Here is a 22,192-nt window from a genome sequence, read left to right as displayed (position 1 = left end):
TTTCACAGATCCTCCAGCCTGACTCTTCGTTTTTCATTCCTCTGACAACGTAACTCTAGTAAGCACCTTGGCCGCCACATTTCCGCCTCATCTTCTTTCGAAATTAGCCCCTGAAACCTGAGCTGGCACTCTTCCTGTCGAACAATTTTCACCCTCAGCGATGAAATGCAGTTGACGGTTATTTTTTAAGTTGTACGATGACCTACAACTTCGGCGAAGGCTGAACGGTTTTCTCACACATAAACGTTGCTACCCAGGGTGTTCGAATAATGAATCCACAAGAACTGAAGTCCATCCTCTCTTCCGGCCTGCTGTCTTTCCCGGTCACCGATTTCAATGCCCAGGGCGATTTCAACCGCGCTGGTTACATCAAGCGTCTCGAGTGGCTGGCCCCATACGGCGCCTCGGCTCTGTTCGCCGCAGGCGGCACCGGTGAGTTCTTCTCTCTGGCGGCCAGCGAATATTCGGAAATCATCAAGACCGCCGTCGACACTTGCGCCACTAGCGTACCAATCCTGGCCGGTGTGGGCGGTTCGACCCGTCAAGCGATTGAGTACGCTCAAGAAGCCGAGCGTCTGGGCGCCAAAGGCCTGTTGCTGCTGCCGCACTACCTGACCGAAGCCAGCCAGGACGGCGTTGCCGCCCACGTTGAAGCCGTGTGCAAATCGGTCAACATCGGCGTGGTGGTTTACAACCGTAACGTCTGCCGCCTGAACGCGCCGCTGCTGGAGCGTCTGGCCGAGCGTTGCCCGAACCTGATCGGCTACAAGGATGGCCTGGGCGATATCGAGTTGATGGTGTCGATCCGTCGTCGCCTCGGTGATCGCTTCAGCTACCTGGGTGGTCTGCCGACCGCCGAAGTCTACGCCGCTGCCTACAAGGCGCTGGGCGTACCGGTCTACTCGTCGGCGGTGTTCAACTTCATCCCGAAAACCGCGATGGACTTCTACCACGCGATCGCTCGTGAAGATCACGCCACCGTTGGCAAGATCATCGACGACTTCTTCCTGCCGTACCTGGACATCCGTAACCGCAAAGCAGGTTACGCGGTGAGCATCGTCAAGGCCGGGGCAAAAATTGCCGGTTACGACGCAGGTCCTGTGCGTGCACCGCTGACCGATCTGACTGGCGAAGAGTACGAAATGCTCGCCGCGCTGATCGACAAGCAGGGTGCGCAGTAACACATCCGATTAAGTAAGGCCGCTGAGCGATCAGCGGCCTTTTGCGTGAGGAGATCTTAAAGTGGCAGATGCAAAGCGTTTCGATAACTACATCAATGGCGAATGGGTTGCCGGTGGCGATTACTCGGCCAACATCAACCCTTCCGAACTGACCGATAACATCGGCGATTACGCCAAGGCTGATCTGGCCCAGGTCAACGCCGCCATCGACGCCGCCCGTGCCGCGTTCCCGGCATGGTCCACTTCCGGCATTCAGGCGCGTCACGATTCCCTGGATAAAGTCGGCACCGAAATTCTCGCCCGTCGCGAAGAGCTCGGCACCTTGCTGGCCCGGGAAGAGGGCAAGACCCTGCCCGAAGCCATCGGCGAAGTGACCCGCGCCGGTAACATCTTCAAATTCTTCGCCGGTGAATGCCTGCGCCTGTCCGGCGACTACCTGCCGTCGGTGCGCCCGGGCGTCAACGTTGAAGTCACCCGCGAAGCCCTGGGCGTGGTCGGTCTGATCACACCGTGGAACTTCCCGATTGCCATCCCGTCGTGGAAAATCGCCCCGGCCCTGGCCTACGGCAACTGCGTCGTGCTGAAACCCGCGGACCTGGTTCCGGGCTGCGCCTGGGCGCTGGCTGAAATCATTTCCCGCGCCGGTTTCCCGGCCGGTGTGTTCAACCTGGTGATGGGCAGCGGCCGTGTGGTTGGCGATGCGCTGGTGCACAGCCCGAAAGTCGACGGCATCAGCTTCACCGGTTCCGTGGGTGTTGGTCGCCAGATCGCCGTCAGCTGCGTGTCGCGTCAGGCCAAGGTTCAGTTGGAAATGGGCGGCAAAAACCCGCAGATCATTCTCGACGACGCCGACCTCAAGCAAGCGGTCGAGCTGTCGGTACAGAGCGCCTTCTACTCCACCGGCCAGCGTTGCACCGCATCGAGCCGCTTCATCGTCACTGCTGGCATCCACGACAAATTCGTCGAAGCCATGGCCGAGCGCATGAAGTCGATCAAAGTCGGCCACGCCTTGAAGGCTGGTACCGACATCGGTCCAGTGGTGTCCCAGGCGCAGCTTGAACAGGACATGAAGTACATCGATATCGGCCAGTCCGAAGGTGCACGCCTGGTCAGCGGCGGTGGTTTGGTGACTTGCGACACCGAAGGCTACTTCCTCGCGCCAACGCTGTTTGCCGATAGCGAAGCGTCGATGCGCATCAGCCGCGAAGAGATCTTCGGCCCAGTGGCCAACATCGTGCGCGTCGCTGATTACGAAGCTGCACTGGCCATGGCCAACGACACCGAATTCGGTCTGTCGGCGGGTATCGCCACCACGTCGTTGAAGTACGCCAACCACTTCAAGCGCCACTCCCAGGCCGGCATGGTGATGGTCAACCTGCCGACCGCTGGCGTCGATTACCACGTTCCGTTCGGTGGCCGTAAGGGTTCATCCTATGGCTCACGTGAGCAAGGTCGTTATGCGCAAGAGTTCTACACAGTCGTGAAAACTGCCTACATCGGTTCCTGAACCACGCAACACCCTGTAGGAGCCGGCTTGCTGGCGATGCAATCACCGCGGTTTTTCAGTAACACCGCAGTGATGCCATCGCTGGCAAGCCAGCTCCCACAACAGACAGACCAAAAAAGATTCACCCGCGCATAAAAATAATTTGTGGGAGTACATCTACATGCAATCGACCAAGCCGACTCACGTCCGCTATTTGATCCTGCTCATGCTGTTTCTGGTGACCACGATCAACTACGCCGACCGCGCGACCATCGCCATTGCCGGTTCCAGCCTGCAAAAAGACCTCGGCATTGACGCGGTCACCCTCGGCTATATCTTCTCTGCATTCGGTTGGGCCTACGTGGCCGGGCAAATTCCCGGTGGCTGGTTGCTGGACCGTTTCGGCTCGAAAAAAATCTACGCACTGAGCATCTTCACCTGGTCGCTGTTCACCGTGTTGCAGGGTTATGTCGGCGAGTTCGGCATGTCCACGGCGGTGGTCGCGCTGTTCATGCTGCGTTTCCTCGTTGGCCTGGCCGAAGCGCCGTCCTTCCCCGGCAACGCCCGCATCGTCGCGGCCTGGTTCCCGACGGCTGAACGCGGCACCGCTTCGGCGATCTTCAACTCGGCGCAATACTTTGCCACCGTGTTATTTGCCCCGCTGATGGGCTGGATCGTCTACAGCTTCGGCTGGCAGCACGTGTTCATCGTCATGGGTGTGATCGGCATCATCTTCTCGGGCATCTGGCTGAAGGTTATCCACAGCCCGCGCCAACACCCGATGATCAACGACGCCGAGTTCAAGCACATCGCCGACAACGGCGGCATGGTCGACATGGACCAGGACAAAGGCAAAGGCAAAAAGGTCGACGGTCCGAAATGGGACTACATTCGCCAACTGCTGACCAACCGCATGATGCTCGGCGTGTATCTGGGCCAATATTGCATCAACGGCATCACTTACTTCTTCCTGACCTGGTTCCCGGTGTACCTGGTGCAGGAACGCGGCATGACCATTCTCAAGGCCGGTTTCATTGCCTCGTTGCCGGCGATCTGCGGCTTCATCGGCGGCGTGCTCGGCGGCGTGATTTCCGACTACCTGCTGCGTAAAGGCCATTCCCTGACCTTCGCCCGCAAGGCGCCGATCATCGCCGGCCTACTGGTGTCGAGCAGCATCGTGGCTTGCAATTACGTCGACATCGAATGGATGGTCGTGGGTTTCATGGCCCTGGCATTCTTCGGCAAAGGCGTGGGCGCGCTGGGCTGGGCCGTGGTCTCCGACACATCGCCGAAGCAGATCGCCGGTTTGAGCGGTGGCCTGTTCAACATGTTCGGTAACCTTGCCTCGATCACCACCCCGATCGTCATCGGCTACATCATCAGTTCTACCGGTTCGTTCAAATGGGCGCTGGTGTTTGTCGGTTGCAACGCGCTGGTGGCGGTGTTCAGCTATCTGGTCATCGTCGGTCCGATCAAACGCGTAGTGCTCAAAGAACCACCGGTCAGCGGTCCTGAAATCCACAACAAATTGTCTCAAGCGCATTCCTGAGGAGCGGCGTCATGCAGTTGATTGAACATTCCGACTCGCCGCGTTACATCCGCCTGCACGAGCGGGACAACGTAGTGATCGTGGTCAACGATCAGGGCGTACCGGCCGGCACCGCGTTTGCGGACGGCCTGGTCACCGTAGACTTCGTGCCACAGAGCCACAAGGTCACCCTGGAAGACATACCCGAGGGTGGTCAGGTGATTCGTTACGGCCAGACCATTGGCTACGCCTTGCAGCCGATCCCACGCGGCAGTTGGGTCAAGGAAGATCAACTGCGCATGCCAACCGCGCCACCGCTGGACAGCCTGCCGCTGTCCACCGAAGTGCCGGCCGCGCAAGCACCGCTGGAAGGCTTTACTTTCGAGGGCTATCGCAACGCTGACGGCACCGTCGGCACGCGCAACATTCTCGGCATCACCACCACGGTGCAATGCGTCACCGGTGTGCTGGATCATGCGGTCAAGCGCATCAAGGACGAGTTGCTGCCCAAGTACCCGCATGTCGATGACGTGGTGGCGCTGACCCACAGCTACGGCTGTGGCGTGGCGATCACCGCCACCGACGCCTACATCCCGATTCGCACCGTGCGCAACCTGGCGCGCAACCCGAACCTCGGTGGCGAAGCCTTGGTGATCAGCCTGGGCTGCGAGAAATTGCAGGCCGGGCAGGTGATGCACGAGAACGACAGCTCAGTGGATTTGAGCGAGCCGTGGTTGTATCGGTTGCAGGATTCCAGCCACGGTTTTACCGAAATGATCGAACAGATCATGGAGCTGGCGGAAATCCGTTTGAAGAAGCTCAATCAGCGTCGCCGGGAAACCGTGCCGGCGTCCGAGCTGATCCTCGGCATGCAGTGCGGCGGCAGTGATGCATTTTCCGGGATCACCGCCAACCCGGCGCTGGGCTACGCCTCGGACTTGCTGCTGCGCGCCGGTGCGACGGTGATGTTCTCCGAAGTCACCGAAGTGCGTGACGCGATCTACCTGCTGACCTCCCGCGCGCAGACTAGGGAAGTCGCGCAGGAACTGGTGCGGGAAATGGACTGGTACGACCGTTACCTGGCCAAAGGCGAAGCGGATCGCAGCGCCAACACCACGCCGGGCAACAAGAAGGGCGGGTTGTCGAACATTGTCGAGAAGTCATTGGGTTCGATCGTCAAGTCTGGCAGCAGCGCCATCACCGGCGTGCTCGGCCCAGGCGAGCGGTTCAAGGATAAAGGCCTGATCTTTTGCGCGACCCCGGCCAGTGACTTTGTCTGCGGGACGTTGCAACTGGCGGCGGGGATGAACCTGCACGTGTTCACCACCGGTCGTGGCACGCCTTACGGGCTGGCGATGGCGCCCGTGGTGAAAGTGTCGACCCGCACCGAGCTGGCGCAGCGCTGGCCGGACCTGATCGACATCGACGCCGGGCGCATCGCCACCGGGCGTGCGTCCATCGAAGACCTCGGCTGGGAGTTGTTCCACTACTACCTGGACGTGGCGAGCGGCAAGAAACAGACGTGGGCCGAAAAGCACAAGCTGCATAACGACATCACGTTGTTCAACCCGGCGCCGATTACCTAAGACAGTGGCGCCTGAATCGCTGGCAAGCCAGCTCCTGCAGAATATGCGCCCGACGCGAACCTGTAGGGGCTGGCTTGCCAGCGATGGCGATCTACCAGACGCCAAGGTCCAGGGTGGCTTATCATTAGCCACCTAACGACGCCCACCCCAAGGTCCTCCCGGCATGCTGGCAATTTTCCTCGAAACCCTGAACATCACCGCCCCGGTGTTCGCCATGCTGTTTCTTGGGGTGCTGCTCAAGCGCATCGACTGGATCAACGACAATTTCATCCACACCGCGTCGTCCCTGGTGTTCAACGTCACCATGCCGGCGCTGCTGTTCCTCGGCATCCTGCATGCGGATTTGCACGCCGCGCTGCAACCGGCGCTGCTGATCTACTTCTCCCTCGCGACCCTGGTGTGCTTCGCCATTGCCTGGGGCTGGGCGATTTTCAAATGCCCGCGTGAAGATCGCGGGATCTATACCCAGGGCGCTTTTCGCGGCAACAACGGGGTCATCGGCCTGGCGTTGGCGGCGAGCATGTACGGCGATTACGGGATTTCCCTCGGGGCAATTCTGGCGGCGCTGGTGATCCTGTTTTACAACACGCTGTCGACCATCGTCCTGGCGGTCTACAGCCCGGTGATCAAGTCCGATCCGTGGAGCATTTGCAAAAGCGTGATGATCAACCCGTTGATCATCAGCGTGTTTGCAGCGGCCCCGTTTGCCTACTTCAAGATTGGCCTGCCGGGATGGCTGGAAACGTCCGGCCAGTACCTGGCGCAAACCACGTTGCCATTGGCGCTGATCTGCATCGGCGGCACGTTGTCGCTGGCCGCGATGCGCAAAAGCGGCTCGATGGCGCTCAGTTCAAGCCTGGTGAAAATGCTCGGCCTGCCGATTCTGGCGACACTCGGTGCGTGGCTCTGGGGCTTTCGCGGTGCGGAGTTGGGGATTCTGTTTCTGTACTTCGGCAGTCCGACAGCGGCGGCCAGTTTCGTCATGGCCCGGGCGGCGGATGGCAATCATGAGCTGGCGGCGGCGATCATCGTCATCACCACGTTGATGGCGGCGGTGACCACCAACATCGGGATCTTTCTGTTGCAGTGGGGTGGGTGGATCTGACCTGCAGGTTTGCAGTGTTTTTCCAGGCCTCATCGCGAGCAGGCTCGCTCCTACAGTTGAAATGCATCCCTCTGTAGGAGTGAGTCTGCTCGCGATGGCGTCAGATCAGTCACTCAGGCTTCTGGTAGGTATCAATCACTTCCTGCGCCGCCCGAAACGCATCGATCGCCGCCGGCACGCCGGCATACACCGCGCAATGCAGTAGCGCTTCGCGAATCTCTTCCACGGTGCAACCATTGTTCAGCGCGCCGCGCACGTGACCTTTCAGTTCCTGCGGGCACTTCAATGCGGTCAGCGCGGCCAGCGTGATCAGGCTGCGGGTTTTCAGCGGCAAGCCGTCTCGGCTCCAGACGCTGCCCCATGCGTGATCGTTAACGAAATCCTGCAGCGGCTGGGTGAACTCGGTGGTGTTGCCCAGTGCGCGATCGACGAAGGCGTCGCCCATCACTTGGCGGCGTACTTCAACGCCGGATTTCTTGTTCTCGGTCATGGCAATTCCCTCTTGTGGTGTTGGCGACGCCAGGCGCGCAGCGACGTGAACAGCAAGAACGCCACTAGCGCCGGCAGGACGAAAAACAGCATCAGGTGTTCAAGCTTGCCCGCCAGCGGCATGCCGGTAGTGAACGACACCACGTGCAGCCCGTAAGCCAGGTACAAACCCAAAAACAGCAGACCTTCGACGCGGGTCACGCGGTAGCCGGAATAAAACATGGGCAGGCACAGAACGGCCACGCCGAGCATCACCGGCAGGTCGAAATCCAGGGCGTTGGGCGAAACCGACAGTGGCGATGGCGCAACCAGCGCCGTAACGCCCAACACCCCCAAAAGGTTGAACAGGTTGCTACCGATCACGTTGCCCACGGCAATCTCACGTTCACCGCGCAATGCAGCGATCAGCGAGGTGGCGAGTTCCGGCAAGGAGGTACTGACCGCAACGATGGTCAGGCCGATGATCCGTTCCGACAGGCCCAGATCAGTAGCGACCGCCACCGCCGCGCCCAACAGCAAGTGCCCGGCGTACACCAGCATCGCCAGGCCGGCGACGATCATCAGCAGGCTTTTCAGCCATGGCGCTTGCCGAGGATGCTCATGACTCGACTGCGGACGCGCCGAATGCCGCGACTGGCGCAGCAATAAACCGAGGTACAGCAGCAATGCCGCCAGCAGAATCATGCCGTCGGCGCGAGTCAGCTCTTCATTCCAGGCCAGCACGAACACCAGCAGACTGGCACCGATCATCAGTGGAATGTCCAGGCGCACAAGGTTGCGTGACACCCGCAGAGGGATAATCAGCGCCGATAGCCCGAGGGTCACGAGGATGTTGAAAATGCTGCTGCCGATCACGCTGCCGACGGCGATGTCGGCGTTATGCGCCAGTGTGGCTTGCAGGCTGACGGCCATCTGCGGTGCGCTGCTGCCGAGGGCGACGATGGTCAGGCCGATAATCAAGGGTCGAACATGCAGGCGTGCGGCCAGACGTACGGCGGCGCGAACCATCAGTTCGGCACCGATAATCAGCAGCACCAGCCCGGCGATCAATTCGATCAAGTTGATCAGGGGAATATCGGCTAGTCCGAGAATGGTCTGGGCTCCGTCTGTCAGTCGAGGGCTTGTACGCGAACCCGTGCGGTGCCGCTCTTGAGCATGCCCAGCCGTTCGGCGGCTTCATGGGACAGGTCGATCAGGCGCCCACGGGTGTGTGGCCCACGATCGTTGATGCGGACCACGCAGGATCTGTCGTTGTTCAGATTGGTGACCTTCACCCGTGTACCGAAGGGTAGCTGGCGGTGGGCGGCGGTCATGGAATTCTTGTCGAAACGCTCGCCACTGGCGGTGCGTTTACCTTGGTGTTTGGCGCCGTAATACGAAGCCATGCCGGTCTTGTCGTAGCCGTGCGGATCGACGGTGTCGGTGCTGGCGCAACCGGCCAGTAATGAGAGTAGGGCGCAAAGGCTGAGCAGACGCTTCATTGAAGGTTTCCCGAAAACAAATGTGGGAGCCAGCCTGCTGGCGATTGCGGAGTGTCAGACACGGATAAGTTGAATGTCAGACCGCTATCGCCAGCCGGCTGGCTCCCACAAGGAGTGGAGCCAGATTTGAAGGCTGGCTCCATTGCATCAGCCTTCGAGTTTGCTTTTCAGCAATTCGTTCACCTGTTGCGGGTTGGCCTTGCCTTTGGAGGCTTTCATGGCCTGGCCGACGAAGAAGCCGAACATCTTGCCGCGCTTGGCTTCGTCTGCCGCGCGGTATTGTTCAACCTGCTCGGCGTTGGCCGCGAGCATTTCGTCCAGCACCGCCGAGATGGCGCCGGTGTCGGTCACTTGCTTGAGGCCACGCTTGTCGATGATCTCGTCCGCGCTGCCTTCGCCATTGGCCATGGCCTCAAACACCACCTTGGCGATCTTGCCGGAGATGGTGTTGTCCTTGATGCGCAGCAGCATGCCGCCCAGTTGCTCGGCGGAAACCGGCGACTCTTCAATGTCCAGGCCTTGCTTGTTGAGCAGGCTGCCCAACTCAACCATCACCCAGTTGGCCGCCAGTTTGGCGTCGCCGCCAATGCTCGCGACTTTCTCGAAGTAATCGGCTTGCTCGCGGCTGGTGGCCAGGACGCTGGCGTCATAGACAGACAGACCGAACTGCTCCTGGAAACGCTCGCGTTTCTGCGGTGGCAGTTCCGGCAGGGTGGCGCGCACGTCGTCGAGGAAGGAGTTTTCGATGACAACTGGCAGCAGGTCCGGATCAGGGAAGTAACGGTAGTCGTTGGCTTCCTCTTTGCTGCGCATCGGACGGGTTTCGTCCTTGTTCGGATCGTACAGGCGGGTCTGCTGGATCACTTTGCCGCCGTCTTCGATCAGTTCGATCTGGCGCTGGATTTCGCTGTTAATCGCCTTCTCGATGAATCGGAACGAGTTGACGTTCTTGATCTCGCAGCGCGTACCGAACTCGACCTGGCCCTTCGGACGGATCGACACGTTGCAGTCGCAACGCAGCGAACCTTCGGCCATGTTGCCGTCGCAAATCCCTAAGTAACGCACCAGCGCGTGGATCGCCTTGACGTAAGCCACGGCTTCCTTGGCGCTGCGCATGTCCGGCTCGGAAACGATCTCCAGCAATGGCGTGCCGGCACGGTTCAGGTCGATACCGCTGGCGCCGCTGAATTCTTCGTGCAGGCTTTTACCGGCGTCTTCTTCCAGGTGCGCGCGAGTGATGCCGACGCGTTTGACCGTGCCGTCTTCCAGCGCGATGTCGAGGTGGCCCTTGCCGACGATCGGCAATTCCATCTGGCTGATCTGGTAGCCCTTGGGCAGGTCCGGATAGAAGTAGTTTTTACGGGCGAACACGTTGTGCTGGCCGATCTCGGCGTCAATCGCCAGACCGAACATCACTGCCATGCGCACCGCTTCCTGGTTCAGCACCGGCAGCACGCCGGGCATGCCCAGGTCGATCAGGCTGGCCTGGGTGTTCGGCTCGGAACCGAAGGTGGTGGAACTACCGGAAAAGATTTTCGACCGGGTGGTGAGCTGGGTGTGAATCTCCAGCCCGATCACGACTTCCCATTGCATGTGTTTCTCCTCAGAAGCCGGTTGGGGTGCGGGTGTGCCAGTCAGTGTTCAACTGATACTGGTGGGCAACGTTCAACAGGCGACCTTCCTGGAAATACGGAGCGAGCAGTTGCACGCCGACCGGCAGACCATCGACAAAACCTGCCGGCATGGATAAGCCCGGCAGGCCAGCGAGGTTGGCGGTGATGGTGTAGACGTCTTCCAGGTACGCAGCGACCGGGTCGCTGTTCTTGGCGCCGAGCTTCCAGGCCGGGTTCGGCGTGGTTGGGCCGAGGATGATGTCGACCTCATTGAAGGCCGCCATAAAGTCGTTCTTGATCAAGCGACGAATCTTCTGCGCCTTCAGGTAATAGGCGTCGTAGTAACCGGCGGACAGCGCGTAGGCACCGACCATAATCCGGCGCTGCACTTCCGGCCCGAAACCTTCTCCACGGGAGCGTTTGTACAGGTCGATCAGGTTGACCGGGTTTTCGCAGCGGTAGCCGAAACGCACACCGTCGAAACGCGACAGGTTGGAAGAGGCTTCCGCCGGGGCGATCACGTAGTACGCAGGGATCGCGTGCTGCATGTTCGGCAGGCTGATTTCCTTGACCACGGCGCCGAGCTTTTCCAGTTCCTTGACACTGTTGTGAATTAGCTCGGCGATGCGTGGGTCGAGTCCGGCACTGAAGTACTCTTTCGGCACGCCGATGCGCAGGCCTTGCAGCGAACCGTTGAGGCTGACGCTGTAGTCCGGGACAGGTTCATCGATGCTGGTGGAGTCGTTTGCATCGAAGCCGGCCATACCTTGCAACAAAATTGCGCAGTCTTCGGCGGTGCGTGCCAACGGGCCACCCTGATCGAGGCTGGAGGCGTAGGCGATCATGCCCCAACGTGAAACGCGACCGTACGTCGGTTTCAGGCCGGTGAGGTTAGTCAACGCAGCGGGCTGACGAATGGAGCCGCCGGTGTCGGTGCCGGTAGCGGCAGGCAACAGCCGAGCGGCCACGGCGGCGGCCGAGCCACCGGACGAGCCGCCTGGAACGTGCTCCAGGTTCCACGGGTTTTTCACCGCGCCGTAGTAGCTCGACTCGTTGGCCGAACCCATGGCGAATTCGTCCATGTTGGTCTTGCCCAGGGTCACGGCTCCGGCCGCAGCCAGCTTGGCGACGACGGTGGCGTCGTACGGTGCTTTGAAGTTGTCGAGCATCTTCGAGCCGCAGCTCGTGCGGATGCCCTGGGTGCAGAACAGGTCTTTGTGAGCGATCGGCGCGCCGAGCAGGGCGCCGCTCTCACCATTGGCCCGGCGTGCGTCAGCGGCTTTCGCCTGCGACAGCGCCAGATCTTCGGTGAGGCTGATGAAACTGTTGAGCTGTGGATCGAGCTGGGCGATGCGCGCCAGCAGGACTTTGGTCAGCTCTTCGGAGGAAAACTTTTTATCGGCGAGTCCGCGGGCGATCTCGGCCAGAGTCAATTGATGCATTGCAGGCTCTTTCCCTTTAGTCGATGACTTTCGGAACCAGGTACAGGCCGTTTTCGACCGCTGGTGCGATGGACTGGTAAGCCTCGCGATGATTGGTCTCGGTCACGACATCTGCGCGCAGGCGCTGGCTGGCTTCCAGTGGGTGGGCGAGCGGCTCGATACCGTCGGTATTGACCGCCTGCATTTCGTCGACCAGCCCGAGAATACTGTTGAGGGCCGAAGTGATTTGTGGAAGATCGGCTTCATTGAGGCCAAGACAGGCCAGATGAGCGATTTTTTCCACGTCGGAGCGTTCAAGCGCCATTGGGATTCTCCAGTGGAAAACAGAACGGACGGCGTCCGTGTGTTAGATTGTCGGAACACTACCGCACTTCTACGGTCATAAGGCCGCGATTGTGGGGCTTGGTGCACAGAAAAGCGGCCAATTTAACATATTGGCGCCTTGCCCAAAATCCCTGTCGTTGTTAGAGTTTGCCGCACTTTTTTACCCACGCGTTGCCTAGGGTCCCTTTCCCATGTTCAAGAAACTGCGTGGCATGTTTTCCAGCGATCTTTCCATTGACCTGGGCACTGCCAACACCCTTATTTACGTGCGCGAGCGCGGTATCGTCCTGAATGAGCCCTCCGTTGTGGCTATTCGGACACACGGTAACCAGAAAAGTGTCGTCGCTGTCGGCACCGAAGCGAAGCGCATGTTGGGCCGAACGCCGGGCAACATTGCTGCCATTCGTCCGATGAAAGACGGCGTGATCGCCGACTTCAGCGTCTGCGAAAAGATGCTGCAGTACTTCATCAACAAGGTTCACGAAAACAGCTTCCTGCAGCCAAGCCCTCGCGTGTTGATCTGCGTTCCGTGCAAATCCACCCAGGTTGAGCGTCGTGCCATCCGTGAATCGGCCCTCGGTGCCGGTGCCCGTGAAGTATTCCTGATCGAAGAGCCGATGGCCGCTGCGATCGGTGCCGGCCTGCCGGTTGAAGAAGCTCGCGGTTCGATGGTTGTGGATATCGGTGGTGGTACCACCGAAATCGCGCTGATTTCCCTGAACGGTGTGGTTTACGCCGAATCCGTACGGGTTGGCGGCGACCGCTTCGATGAAGCGATCATCACTTATGTACGTCGCAACTACGGCAGCCTGATCGGTGAATCCACCGCAGAGCGCATCAAGCAGGAAATCGGTACAGCCTACCCGGGCGGCGAAGTTCGCGAAGTCGACGTTCGTGGCCGTAATCTGGCCGAAGGCGTTCCACGCGCATTCACCCTGAACTCCAACGAAGTGCTGGAAGCTCTGCAAGAGTCCCTGGCTACCATCGTTCAGGCCGTCAAGAGCGCGCTGGAGCAGTCGCCTCCGGAACTGGCTTCCGATATCGCCGAGCGTGGCCTGGTGCTGACCGGTGGTGGCGCCTTGCTGCGTGACCTCGACAAGTTGCTGGCCCAGGAAACCGGCCTGCCGGTGATCGTCGCCGAAGACCCGTTGACCTGCGTTGCTCGCGGCGGTGGCCGTGCTCTGGAAATGATGGATAAACACACCATGGACCTGCTTTCCAGCGAATAAGTCGCCGGATTGCCTCTATGCTGTTGAGCGCGCAGGCGGCACTTTGCAGTGCTGCCTGTTCGCGTTTATCTTCTGTCGTCTGCATCCAGGCCGGTTTGATGCCGTATGAATAAAGAGAACATTTGCCTGGGAGGAGCGGCTTATTAAACCGCTTTTCACCAAGGGTCCCTCACTGGGCGTGCGCTTGTTGGTGCTGGTCGTGCTTTCGGTCGCGCTGATGGTGGTCGATGCCCGCTTCACACTGTTCAAGCCAGTGCGTAGCCAAATGTCGCTGGTGCTGATGCAGTCTTACTGGATCACCGACCTGCCGCAGCGGCTATGGCAAGGTGTGGCCAGCCAGTTTGGCAGCCGGACCGAACTCGTCGCCGAAAACGAAAAACTCAAGACGGAAAACCTGCTGTTGCAGGGGCGCATGCAAAAGCTTGCCGCCTTGACTGAGCAGAACGTTCGGCTGCGCGAGTTGCTGAACTCTTCAGCTCTGGTCAATGAAAAGGTCGAAGTGGCCGAGTTGATCGGCATGGACCCCAACCCCTTCACCCATCGCATCATCATCAACAAGGGTGAGCGCGACGGTGTGGTCCTTGGTCAGCCGGTGCTCGATGCCCGGGGCCTGATGGGCCAGGTGGTCGAGTTGATGCCATATACCTCCCGCGTCCTGCTGCTGACCGATACCACCCACAGCATTCCCGTGCAGGTGAATCGCAATGGCCTGCGTGCGATTGCCAGCGGCACCGGCAACCCGGAACGCCTGGAATTGCGCCACGTGGCGGACACCGCCGACATCAAGGAAGGTGACCTGTTGGTCAGCTCCGGTCTCGGCCAACGTTTCCCGGCGGGTTACCCAGTGGCGACGGTCAAGGAAGTGATTCACGACTCCGGCCAGCCGTTTGCGATTGTCCGCGCCGTACCAACCGCAGCACTGAATCGCAGCCGTTACCTGCTGCTGGTGTTCAGCGACACCCGGACCCCGGAAGAGCGCGCCAACGACGCCGCCCAGGCTCAGGAAAGCCTGGACGCGCAGGGTGGCGGGCCGATCATCCCGGCGACCGTCCCGAAGCCGGCCATCGTCCCGGCGGCCGCAGCAACCCCGGTAACCCCGGTGGCTCCAACGACTGCACCGGCTGCGGCAACGCCAGCCAAGCCTGCAGCCACACATCCCGCCGCCGCCAAGCCGCCAGCGTCCGCACCTGCAGCCGCCAAGCCACCCGCGGCTCAACCTGCTGCCGTCAAGCCGGCTGCCAAACCGCCTGTCTCCGCACCGGCTAATACTGGGGGACGAGAATAATGGTCGGTGTCAAAGCCTCCCGAAACGGCTGGATGGTCTGGCTGACATTTGCCGTCGGCTTGTTGCTCAGTGTTTCGCCGTTGCCGCAATTCATGGAAATCCTGCGTCCGTTGTGGTTGGCCTTGTTGCTGGCATTCTGGGCCTTAGCCCTGCCACAGAAAGTCGGAATGGTCACCGCGTGGTGCCTGGGCCTGGCGGAAGATGTGCTTTACGGCACATTGCTGGGCCAGAACGCCTTGATCCTGACGCTGATCACCTACCTCGTGCTGGCGTTGCAACAGCGCCTGCGGATGTTCCCGATGTGGCAACAGAGCCTGGTGATCCTGGTGATCTTCGGTCTCGCGCAGCTAGTCCAGTTGTGGCTCAGCGCCCTGACCGGCAATCGTCAGCCGACGCTGGCACTGGTATTGCCGGCACTGGTCAGCGCCTTGCTCTGGCCGTGGATCAGCTTCGGTTTGCGCGGATTGCGTCGGCGCTACAAAATCAACTGATTCGGTCAGGCATTTGCCCACACCACGACAAGGGAGATGTCTTGATGAAAATGCTTTACCTCGCTTCAGGCTCGCCGCGTCGGCGTGAACTGCTCACGCAGATCGGCGTGCCGTTCTCCGTCGTCAGTGCGGACATCGACGAAACCTCTTTACCTCATGAATTCCCCTCGGCCTATGTTGAACGCCTCGCGCGTGGTAAGGCCGAAGCCGGGCGCGGTACGGTCGTGTCCGACGCAGAATTTTGCGTGCTGGGCGCCGATACCGCCGTGGTGCTGAACGGGAAAATTCTCGGCAAGCCGGTTGATGAAGCTGACGCTTGCGCCATGCTTATGATGTTGGCGGGCCAAGAACATGAAGTGCTGACAGCCATTGCCGTGCTTGACGGCGAGCGCTGCGAGTCACGGGTGGTGCGCAGCCTGGTACGTTTTCGCGCTATCGGTCGCGATGAGGCGGCCGCCTACTGGGCCAGCGGCGAGCCGCGGGACAAGGCGGGTGGTTATGGAATTCAAGGACTGGGTGCGGTGTTTGTCGCCGGGCTCAATGGAAGTTACTCGGCGGTGGTTGGACTGCCGCTGTGCGAAACCGCAGAACTGCTCGGCCATTTCGGCATACCCTGTTGGCAAACCCATAACGCGCGTTAAGCGTCGTACTGACCAGATGCGGCCATTATCGTGAACATGCCTGAACGAGACCCTGCCATGAGTGAAGAGATCCTGATCAACATCACGCCGATGGAATCGCGCGTGGCGGTGGTTGAAAACGGTGTCCTGCAAGAGGTCCACGTCGAGCGCACGCAAAAGCGCGGAATCGTCGGCAACATCTACAAGGGCAAAGTCGTGCGGGTATTGCCCGGCATGCAGGCCGCTTTCGTCGACATCGGCCTGGATCGTGCTGCGTTCATCCATGCTTCGGAAATTTCCCTGCGCGAAGGGCCGGCGGTCGAGAGCATCAGCGCGCTGGTGCACGAAGGCCAGAGCCTGGTGGTGCAAGTCACCAAGGACCCGATTGGTTCCAAAGGCGCGCGGCTGACCACGCAGTTGTCGATTCCGTCGCGCTATCTGGTGTACATGCCGCGCACCGCGCATGTGGGCATTTCGCTGAAGATTGAAGACGAAGCAGAACGCGAGCGCCTCAAGCAAGTGGTTACCGATTGCGTGGCCAAAGAAGGCATCAAGGAGGCGGGCGGTTTCATCCTGCGTACCGCCGCTGAAGGCGCCGGCGCCGATGAAATCCTCATGGACATCCGCTACCTGCGGCGGCTCTGGGATCAGATCAACGAACAAATCAAAACCATCAGCGCGCCCAGTGTGATTTACGAAGACCTCGGCCTGGCGTTGCGCACCTTGCGTGATCTGGTGAGCCCCAAGATCGAGAAAATTCGCATCGACTCGCGGGAAACTTTCCAGAAAACCACGCAGTTCGTCGCCGAGTTAATGCCGGAAATCGCCGATCGTCTGGAACACTATCCGGGTGAGCGGCCAATTTTCGACCTGTATGGTGTCGAGGACGAAATCCAGAAAGCCCTGGAGCGCAAAGTCCCGCTGAAGTCCGGCGGCTACCTGGTGGTGGATCCGGCGGAAGCCATGAGCACCATCGACGTCAATACAGGGGCATTCGTCGGGCATCGCAATCTCGAAGAAACCATCTTCAAGACCAACCTCGAAGCCGCAACTGCGATTGCCCGGCAGCTACGCCTGCGCAACCTTGGCGGGATCATCATCATCGACTTTATCGACATGGAAGATGAAGAACACCAGCGCCAAGTGCTGCGAACGCTTGAGAAGCAGCTGGAGCGCGATCACGCCAAGACCAACATCATCGGCATCACCGAACTGGGCCTGGTGCAGATGACCCGCAAGCGCACCCGCGAAAGTCTTGAACAGGTGCTGTGCGAACCGTGCAGCAGTTGCCAGGGCCGCGGCAAGTTGAAGACCCCCGAAACTGTTTGCTACGAAATCTTCCGCGAAATCCTCCGTGAGGCTCGCGCCTATCAGGCGGAAGGCTATCGTGTATTGGCGAACCAGAAAGTTGTCGACCGCCTGCTCGATGAAGAGTCGGGCAATGTCGCCGAACTTGAAGGATTTATCGGGCGCACCATTCGGTTCCAGGTGGAAACCATGTATTCCCAGGAACAATACGACGTGGTGTTGCTCTGAATCGCTGGGTTTTAACTTTTTCTAAACGGCTGGCCTCAGCTTTTTGCAACACTTTTGCCATGGGAGCCAACTGACATGGATCGTCTGACACGCATTTTGGCCGCGCTGACCCGCTGGGGTCTGGGCCTGTGCGCGTTGGTTTTGGTGTTGATGGCGTTGTACGTCAGCCTCGGACGGGAACTGGCGCCGTTGGTGGCCGAGTACCGGGCCGAAGTCGAAACCAAGGCCAGCGACGCCTTGGGCATGCCGCTGCAAATCGGCGAGCTGAAAGGCAACTGGAGTGGTTTCGCGCCCATTTTGTCGGCGCACGACGTGACGGTCGGCGAGGGTGCCAATGCGCTGCACCTGGAAAAGGTGCGCGCGGTGCCAGACCTTTGGGGCAGCCTGCTGGCGCGCGAAGTACGCATAGCCCGGCTGGAACTCAATGGTCTGAAGATCAGCCTCAAGCAAGGCGATGATGGTAATTGGGCGCTGGAAGGCTTGCCGGTAAAGGACGATCAGCCCCTCGACCCGGAGCAATTGTTCAATCGCATGCAAATGGTTCAGCAGCTGTCGGTACTCGATAGCCAGATCACGTTGCAGCCGTGGGGCGAGTCGCCGCTGACCCTGACGTACGTTGGTCTGAATCTGAAAACCGGTCCTGCCCGTCAGCGCCTCGATGCCCGCTTGACCCTGCCCGATGGTCAGCCATTGGCCGTGAGCGTGCGTAGCCGTATTCGCGCCAGCCAATGGAAACAGGGCGAAGCGGATGTTTATGTGAGCCTGCCGCAAAGCGACTGGTCGAAATGGCTGCCCGAAACCTTGACCCAGCAATGGAATTTCTCCGAGATCAAGGCCGGTGGCGAGCTGTGGGCAACGTGGGGCAAGGGGGCCTTGCAGAGCGCAGCCGTGCGGCTGAATGCGCCGCAACTCAAGGGTGCCTATTCCGAGCGCAAGCCGATCCAGATCAATAATCTGGCGCTCAATGGCTATTTCCAACGCAGCCCCGAGGGGATGCTGGTGACGGTCGACTCCCTGGCCATGAACCTTGGCGAAACACGCTGGGAATCGCACCTGCAACTCAGGCAGACCGCGGCCTCCGACAAGTCTGAAGAACTCTGGCATCTGCAAGCCGACCGCCTCAATCTCACGCCGCTGACACCTGTACTCAATGCCCTGGCGCCATTGCCTGAGGGCCTTGCCAAGACGGTCGAGCGCCTCAACGTGATCGGCGGTCTGCGTAACGTGTTGATCGACGTGCGGCCCAATGCCACCGATGACAGCAAGTTCAGCTTTGCCGCCAACCTCGACCGTGTCGGTTTCGATGCCTATCACGGCGCCCCGGCGGCGCGGAATGTCTCGGGCAGCATCAGCGGTGACCTGGGCCATGGCGAATTGCGCATGGACAGCAAGGATTTCATGCTGCACCTGGACCCGATTTTCGCCAAGCCATGGCAATACATTCAGGCCAACGCCACGTTGACCTGGAAGCTCGATAAAGAAGCTTTCACCCTGATCGCGCCGTACCTGAAGGTGTTGGGCGAGGAGGGCAAGATTGCCGGCGATTTCCTGATCCGCCTGTTTTTCGATGAGACCAAGGAAGACTACATGGACCTGCGGGTCGGCCTGGTGGACGGCGACGGTCGCTTTACCGCCAAGTACCTGCCGGCAGTCCTCAGTCCGGGACTGGACGACTGGCTGCGCACCGCGATTCTTAAAGGTGCGGTGGATCAAGGGTTCTTCCAGTACCAAGGTTCGTTGAACCACGGCGCGACCGATACCGCCCGCAGCATCAGCCTGTTTTTCAAGGTTCATGACGCCGAGCTAGCGTTTCAGCCTGGCTGGCCACATGTCAGCAAGGTCACGGGAGATGTGTTCGTTGAAGACAGCGGCGTGCGAATTCTGGCGAGTCAGGGCCAGTTGCTCGACACCCAGGTCCGCGACATTTACGTCAATATCCCCCACGTGCCCGAAGGGCAGAATGCTCATCTGTTCCTCGATGGCGCGTTCGCGGGCGGATTGGGCGATGGTCTGAAGATTCTCAAGGAAGCGCCGATCGGCACTGCCGAGACGTTCGCCGGTTGGGAAGGCGAGGGTGATCTGCAAGGCAAGCTGAAGCTGGATATTCCACTGGCCAAAGGCGAGCAGCCGAAGATCCTGGTCGACTTCAAAACGGCAAAGGCCCGTCTGAAACTGCCCGAGCCTCCCCTTGAGCTGACGCAACTCAAAGGTGACTTCCGCTTCGACAGCAGCAAAGGACTGAGTGGCCAAAAGATCAGTGCGCGGGCCTTTGATAAACCGGTGACGGCGCAGATTTTCGCCGAGGGTCGCGAGGGCAAGCTCAACACCCGGGTCACCGCTTCCGGGCAGGTCGAAGTCAAGAAACTCACCGACTGGCTGAGCGTGACCCAGCCATTGCCGGTGAGTGGCGTGATTCCGTATCAACTGCAACTGACACTGGACGGCGACAACAGTCAGTTGATGGTGAACTCCAACCTCAGGGGCGTTGCAGTTGATTTGCCGGCGCCGTTCGGGATGACCGCCGATGAGGGGCGTGATACGACGTTCCGCATGACCTTGCAGGGGCCGGAACGGCGCTACTGGGTGAGCTACGGCGAGTTGGCGAACTTCACGTTTGCCGCGCCAAAGGACAATATTGCCGACGGTCGTGGTGAGTTGTTCCTGGGCAGCGGCGATGCCACGTTGCCGGATGCCAAGGGCTTGCGGGTACGCGGTGTGCTGTCGGAGCTGGATGTCGGCCCGTGGCAGGATCTGATGAGTAAGTATGCCGGGCAGGATCCGGGTGGCAGTGCCAAGCAATTGCTCAGTGGTGTGGACGTCAAGGTCGGCAAGCTCAGTGCGCTCGGCACCACACTGGATCAGGCATCGGTTCAGCTGACGCGCAAAACGTCCGCCTGGGCCTTGCAACTTGACAGCCAGCAGGTCAAAGGCAACGCCAGCATCCCGGATGCGAAAGGCGCGCCGATGGTGATCAATCTGCAAACCGTGCGTCTGCCGGCACCAGACCCCAAAGTCCTGGCCGACGAAAACTCTCCGGATCCATTGGCCTCGGTGGATCCGAAAAAGATTCCTGCATTGGATATCACCATCAATCAGCTGTACCAGGGTAACGACCTGGTCGGTGCCTGGTCATTGAAGATTCGTCCGACGGCTAAAGGGATTGCCTTCAATTCGCTGGACATGGGCCTGAAGGGAATTCTGTTGCAGGGCAGTGGTGGCTGGGAAGGCGTACCCGGTTCCAGCACGAGCTTCTTCAAAGGGCGGGTCAGCGGCAAGAACCTCGCGGATGTGCTCAAGGGGTGGGGGTTTGCGCCGAGTGTCACCAGCCGGGAATTCCATATGGATGTCGATGGGCGCTGGCCGGGATCGCCGGCATGGCTGGCCACTAAGCGCTTCTCGGGCACTCTGGACGCATCGCTCAACGAAGGCCAGTTTGTCGAGGTTGAAGGCAGTGCCCAGGCGTTACGCGTGTTCGGCCTGCTCAACTTCAACTCCATTGGCCGTCGCTTGCGCCTGGACTTCTCCGACCTGTTCGGCAAAGGCCTGAGTTACGACCGGGTCAAAGGCCTGCTGGTGGCCAACAACGGTGTCTATGTCACGCGTGAGCCGATCCGCCTGACCGGCCCGTCGAGCACGATCGAACTCGACGGCACCCTGAACATGGTGGCCGATCAGATCGACGCGAAATTGTTGGTGACCTTGCCGGTGACGAACAACCTGCCGATTGCTGCACTGATCGTCGGCGCGCCGGCTGTTGGCGGGGCGTTGTTTCTGATCGACAAGCTGATTGGTGATCGCGTGTCCCGTTTCGCCAGCGTGAAGTACACCGTCAAGGGGCCCTGGAAAGAACCGCAAATCACTTACGACAAACCTTTTTGAAAAGCCATGGAGTAGCATGACTAACTCCCCCTGTAGTTATGCGTTGATCCGATCAGGAAAAGGCCATGTCTGTAGCCGTGATTCAAATGGTCAGCCAGAGCGATGTGCTGGCCAATCTGACCCAGGCCCGACGCCTGCTTGAGCAGGCTGCGGCCGGCGGTGCGCAACTTGCCGTGCTGCCGGAAAACTTCGCCGCCATGGGCCGGCGCGACATCACCGACATCGGCCGCGCCGAAGCCTTGGGCGAAGGCCCGATCCTGCCATGGTTGAAACAGACCGCACGCGACCTCAAGTTATGGATAGTGGCCGGCACGTTGCCGCTGCCGCCGGTAGATCAACCGACGGCCAAGGTGCATGCCTGTTCGTTGCTGGTTGATGACCGCGGCGAAACGGTGGCGCGATACGACAAGCTGCACCTGTTCGACGTGGACGTGGCCGACAATCGCGGTCGTTATCGCGAATCCGATGACTATGCTTATGGCAGTGGTGTCGTGGTTGCGGACACACCGGTTGGCCGGGTCGGCCTGACGGTTTGTTATGACCTGCGCTTCCCTGAGCTTTACAGCGAATTGCGTGCTGCCGGTGCGGAGCTGATTACCGCGCCGTCGGCCTTTACCGCGGTGACCGGCGCCGCGCACTGGGATGTGCTGATTCGCGCGCGGGCCATCGAGACACAGTGTTATGTGCTCGCGGCCGCTCAAGGCGGGACGCATCCGGGCCCCCGGGAAACCTGGGGTCATGCGGCAATCATCGACCCGTGGGGCCGGGTGCTGGCGCAACAGGATCAAGGCGAGGCCGTGCTGCTGGCCGAGATAGACAGCAGCGAACAGGCGTCCATCCGGGCGCGGATGCCGGTGTCCAATCACCGGCGCTTTTTCTCGCAGGGCGCCCAGCGACCTGCATCAGAACGATGAATT

General features: G+C 60.2%; 18 protein-coding genes. 12 read left to right on the top strand and 6 right to left on the bottom strand.

Annotated features, from left to right (window positions below; translation table 11 throughout):
* The first annotated feature begins 269 nt into the window (after positions 1 to 269).
* The 5 genes from kdgD (at position 270) to ABVN21_RS19605 (ending at position 6,886) form a co-directional block, all read left to right on the top strand.
* The gene (gene kdgD, locus ABVN21_RS19625; RefSeq protein WP_020796617.1) at positions 270 to 1,181 is read left to right on the top strand and encodes a 5-dehydro-4-deoxyglucarate dehydratase; all 912 of its coding nucleotides are present in this window, start codon (positions 270 to 272) and stop codon (positions 1,179 to 1,181) included.
* Positions 1,182 to 1,242: 61 nt separating this feature from the next.
* Entirely contained in the window at positions 1,243 to 2,688 is a 1,446-nt protein-coding gene (locus ABVN21_RS19620) for an aldehyde dehydrogenase family protein (protein WP_339554985.1), read from the top strand.
* Positions 2,689 to 2,848: 160 nt separating this feature from the next.
* Positions 2,849 to 4,216 carry an MFS transporter gene (locus tag ABVN21_RS19615; RefSeq protein ID WP_353637212.1) on the top strand — a complete coding sequence of 456 codons (1,368 nt, stop codon included), beginning with the start codon at positions 2,849 to 2,851 and terminating at the stop codon, positions 4,214 to 4,216.
* Positions 4,217 to 4,227: 11 nt separating this feature from the next.
* The gene (garD, locus tag ABVN21_RS19610; protein WP_339554987.1) at positions 4,228 to 5,781 is read left to right on the top strand and encodes a galactarate dehydratase; all 1,554 of its coding nucleotides are present in this window, start codon (positions 4,228 to 4,230) and stop codon (positions 5,779 to 5,781) included.
* A gap of 163 nt (positions 5,782 to 5,944) precedes the next feature.
* Positions 5,945 to 6,886, top strand: a complete 942-nt coding sequence (locus ABVN21_RS19605; protein ID WP_339554988.1) for an AEC family transporter — start codon at positions 5,945 to 5,947, stop codon at positions 6,884 to 6,886.
* Positions 6,887 to 6,995: 109 nt separating this feature from the next.
* Here the strand turns inward: ABVN21_RS19605 and ABVN21_RS19600 are convergent, their stop codons facing one another.
* From ABVN21_RS19600 to gatC, 6 genes are all read right to left on the bottom strand, one after another.
* Positions 6,996 to 7,376: a carboxymuconolactone decarboxylase family protein gene (locus tag ABVN21_RS19600; RefSeq protein WP_339554989.1), complete on the bottom strand. Its 381-nt coding sequence runs from the start codon at positions 7,374 to 7,376 to the stop codon at positions 6,996 to 6,998.
* Positions 7,373 to 8,434, bottom strand: coding sequence for a calcium/sodium antiporter (locus ABVN21_RS19595; protein ID WP_339554990.1), 1,062 nt, complete (start codon positions 8,432 to 8,434; stop codon positions 7,373 to 7,375). Before ABVN21_RS19595 ends, ABVN21_RS19600 begins: the two co-directional genes overlap by 4 nt.
* A gap of 50 nt (positions 8,435 to 8,484) precedes the next feature.
* Positions 8,485 to 8,856: a septal ring lytic transglycosylase RlpA family protein gene (locus tag ABVN21_RS19590; protein WP_339554991.1), complete on the bottom strand. Its 372-nt coding sequence runs from the start codon at positions 8,854 to 8,856 to the stop codon at positions 8,485 to 8,487.
* A gap of 147 nt (positions 8,857 to 9,003) precedes the next feature.
* Positions 9,004 to 10,449 carry an Asp-tRNA(Asn)/Glu-tRNA(Gln) amidotransferase subunit GatB gene (gene gatB / locus ABVN21_RS19585; RefSeq protein ID WP_339554992.1) on the bottom strand — a complete coding sequence of 482 codons (1,446 nt, stop codon included), beginning with the start codon at positions 10,447 to 10,449 and terminating at the stop codon, positions 9,004 to 9,006.
* A 10-nt stretch (positions 10,450 to 10,459) separates the two neighbouring features.
* Positions 10,460 to 11,911: an Asp-tRNA(Asn)/Glu-tRNA(Gln) amidotransferase subunit GatA gene (gene gatA, locus ABVN21_RS19580; protein ID WP_339554993.1), complete on the bottom strand. Its 1,452-nt coding sequence runs from the start codon at positions 11,909 to 11,911 to the stop codon at positions 10,460 to 10,462.
* Between the two features lie 16 nt (positions 11,912 to 11,927).
* Entirely contained in the window at positions 11,928 to 12,215 is a 288-nt protein-coding gene (gene gatC, locus ABVN21_RS19575) for an Asp-tRNA(Asn)/Glu-tRNA(Gln) amidotransferase subunit GatC (protein ID WP_339554994.1), read from the bottom strand.
* 211 nt (positions 12,216 to 12,426) lie between these two features.
* On the opposite strand from gatC, the gene mreB reads away from it, so the two are divergent.
* The 7 genes from mreB to ABVN21_RS19540 all read left to right on the top strand — a co-directional run bounded on the left by mreB (position 12,427) and on the right by ABVN21_RS19540 (position 22,189).
* Complete coding sequence (gene mreB / locus ABVN21_RS19570) at positions 12,427 to 13,464, top strand: rod shape-determining protein MreB (protein ID WP_002555108.1); 1,038 nt, start codon at positions 12,427 to 12,429, stop codon at positions 13,462 to 13,464.
* A 178-nt stretch (positions 13,465 to 13,642) separates the two neighbouring features.
* Positions 13,643 to 14,749 carry a rod shape-determining protein MreC gene (gene mreC, locus ABVN21_RS19565; RefSeq protein WP_353637211.1) on the top strand — a complete coding sequence of 369 codons (1,107 nt, stop codon included), beginning with the start codon at positions 13,643 to 13,645 and terminating at the stop codon, positions 14,747 to 14,749.
* A complete protein-coding gene (mreD, locus tag ABVN21_RS19560) occupies positions 14,749 to 15,240 on the top strand; it encodes a rod shape-determining protein MreD (protein WP_339554995.1) in 492 nt (163 codons plus the stop codon). Before mreC ends, mreD begins: the two co-directional genes overlap by 1 nt.
* Positions 15,241 to 15,284: 44 nt before the next feature.
* Positions 15,285 to 15,881: a nucleoside triphosphate pyrophosphatase gene (locus tag ABVN21_RS19555; RefSeq protein WP_339554996.1), complete on the top strand. Its 597-nt coding sequence runs from the start codon at positions 15,285 to 15,287 to the stop codon at positions 15,879 to 15,881.
* A gap of 57 nt (positions 15,882 to 15,938) precedes the next feature.
* Complete coding sequence (gene rng, locus ABVN21_RS19550; protein ID WP_008008603.1) at positions 15,939 to 17,396, top strand: ribonuclease G; 1,458 nt, start codon at positions 15,939 to 15,941, stop codon at positions 17,394 to 17,396.
* 75 nt (positions 17,397 to 17,471) lie between these two features.
* Positions 17,472 to 21,275, top strand: coding sequence for a YhdP family protein (locus ABVN21_RS19545; protein ID WP_339554997.1), 3,804 nt, complete (start codon positions 17,472 to 17,474; stop codon positions 21,273 to 21,275).
* A gap of 65 nt (positions 21,276 to 21,340) precedes the next feature.
* On the top strand, positions 21,341 to 22,189 hold the full coding sequence (locus ABVN21_RS19540; protein ID WP_339554998.1) for a carbon-nitrogen hydrolase family protein: 849 nt from the start codon (positions 21,341 to 21,343) through the stop codon (positions 22,187 to 22,189).
* Positions 22,190 to 22,192: the final 3 nt, after the last annotated feature.

Source organism: Pseudomonas sp. MYb327 (assembly GCF_040438925.1).
Lineage (GTDB): Bacteria > Pseudomonadota > Gammaproteobacteria > Pseudomonadales > Pseudomonadaceae > Aquipseudomonas.
This window is presented reverse-complemented; position numbering and strand designations above follow the sequence as displayed.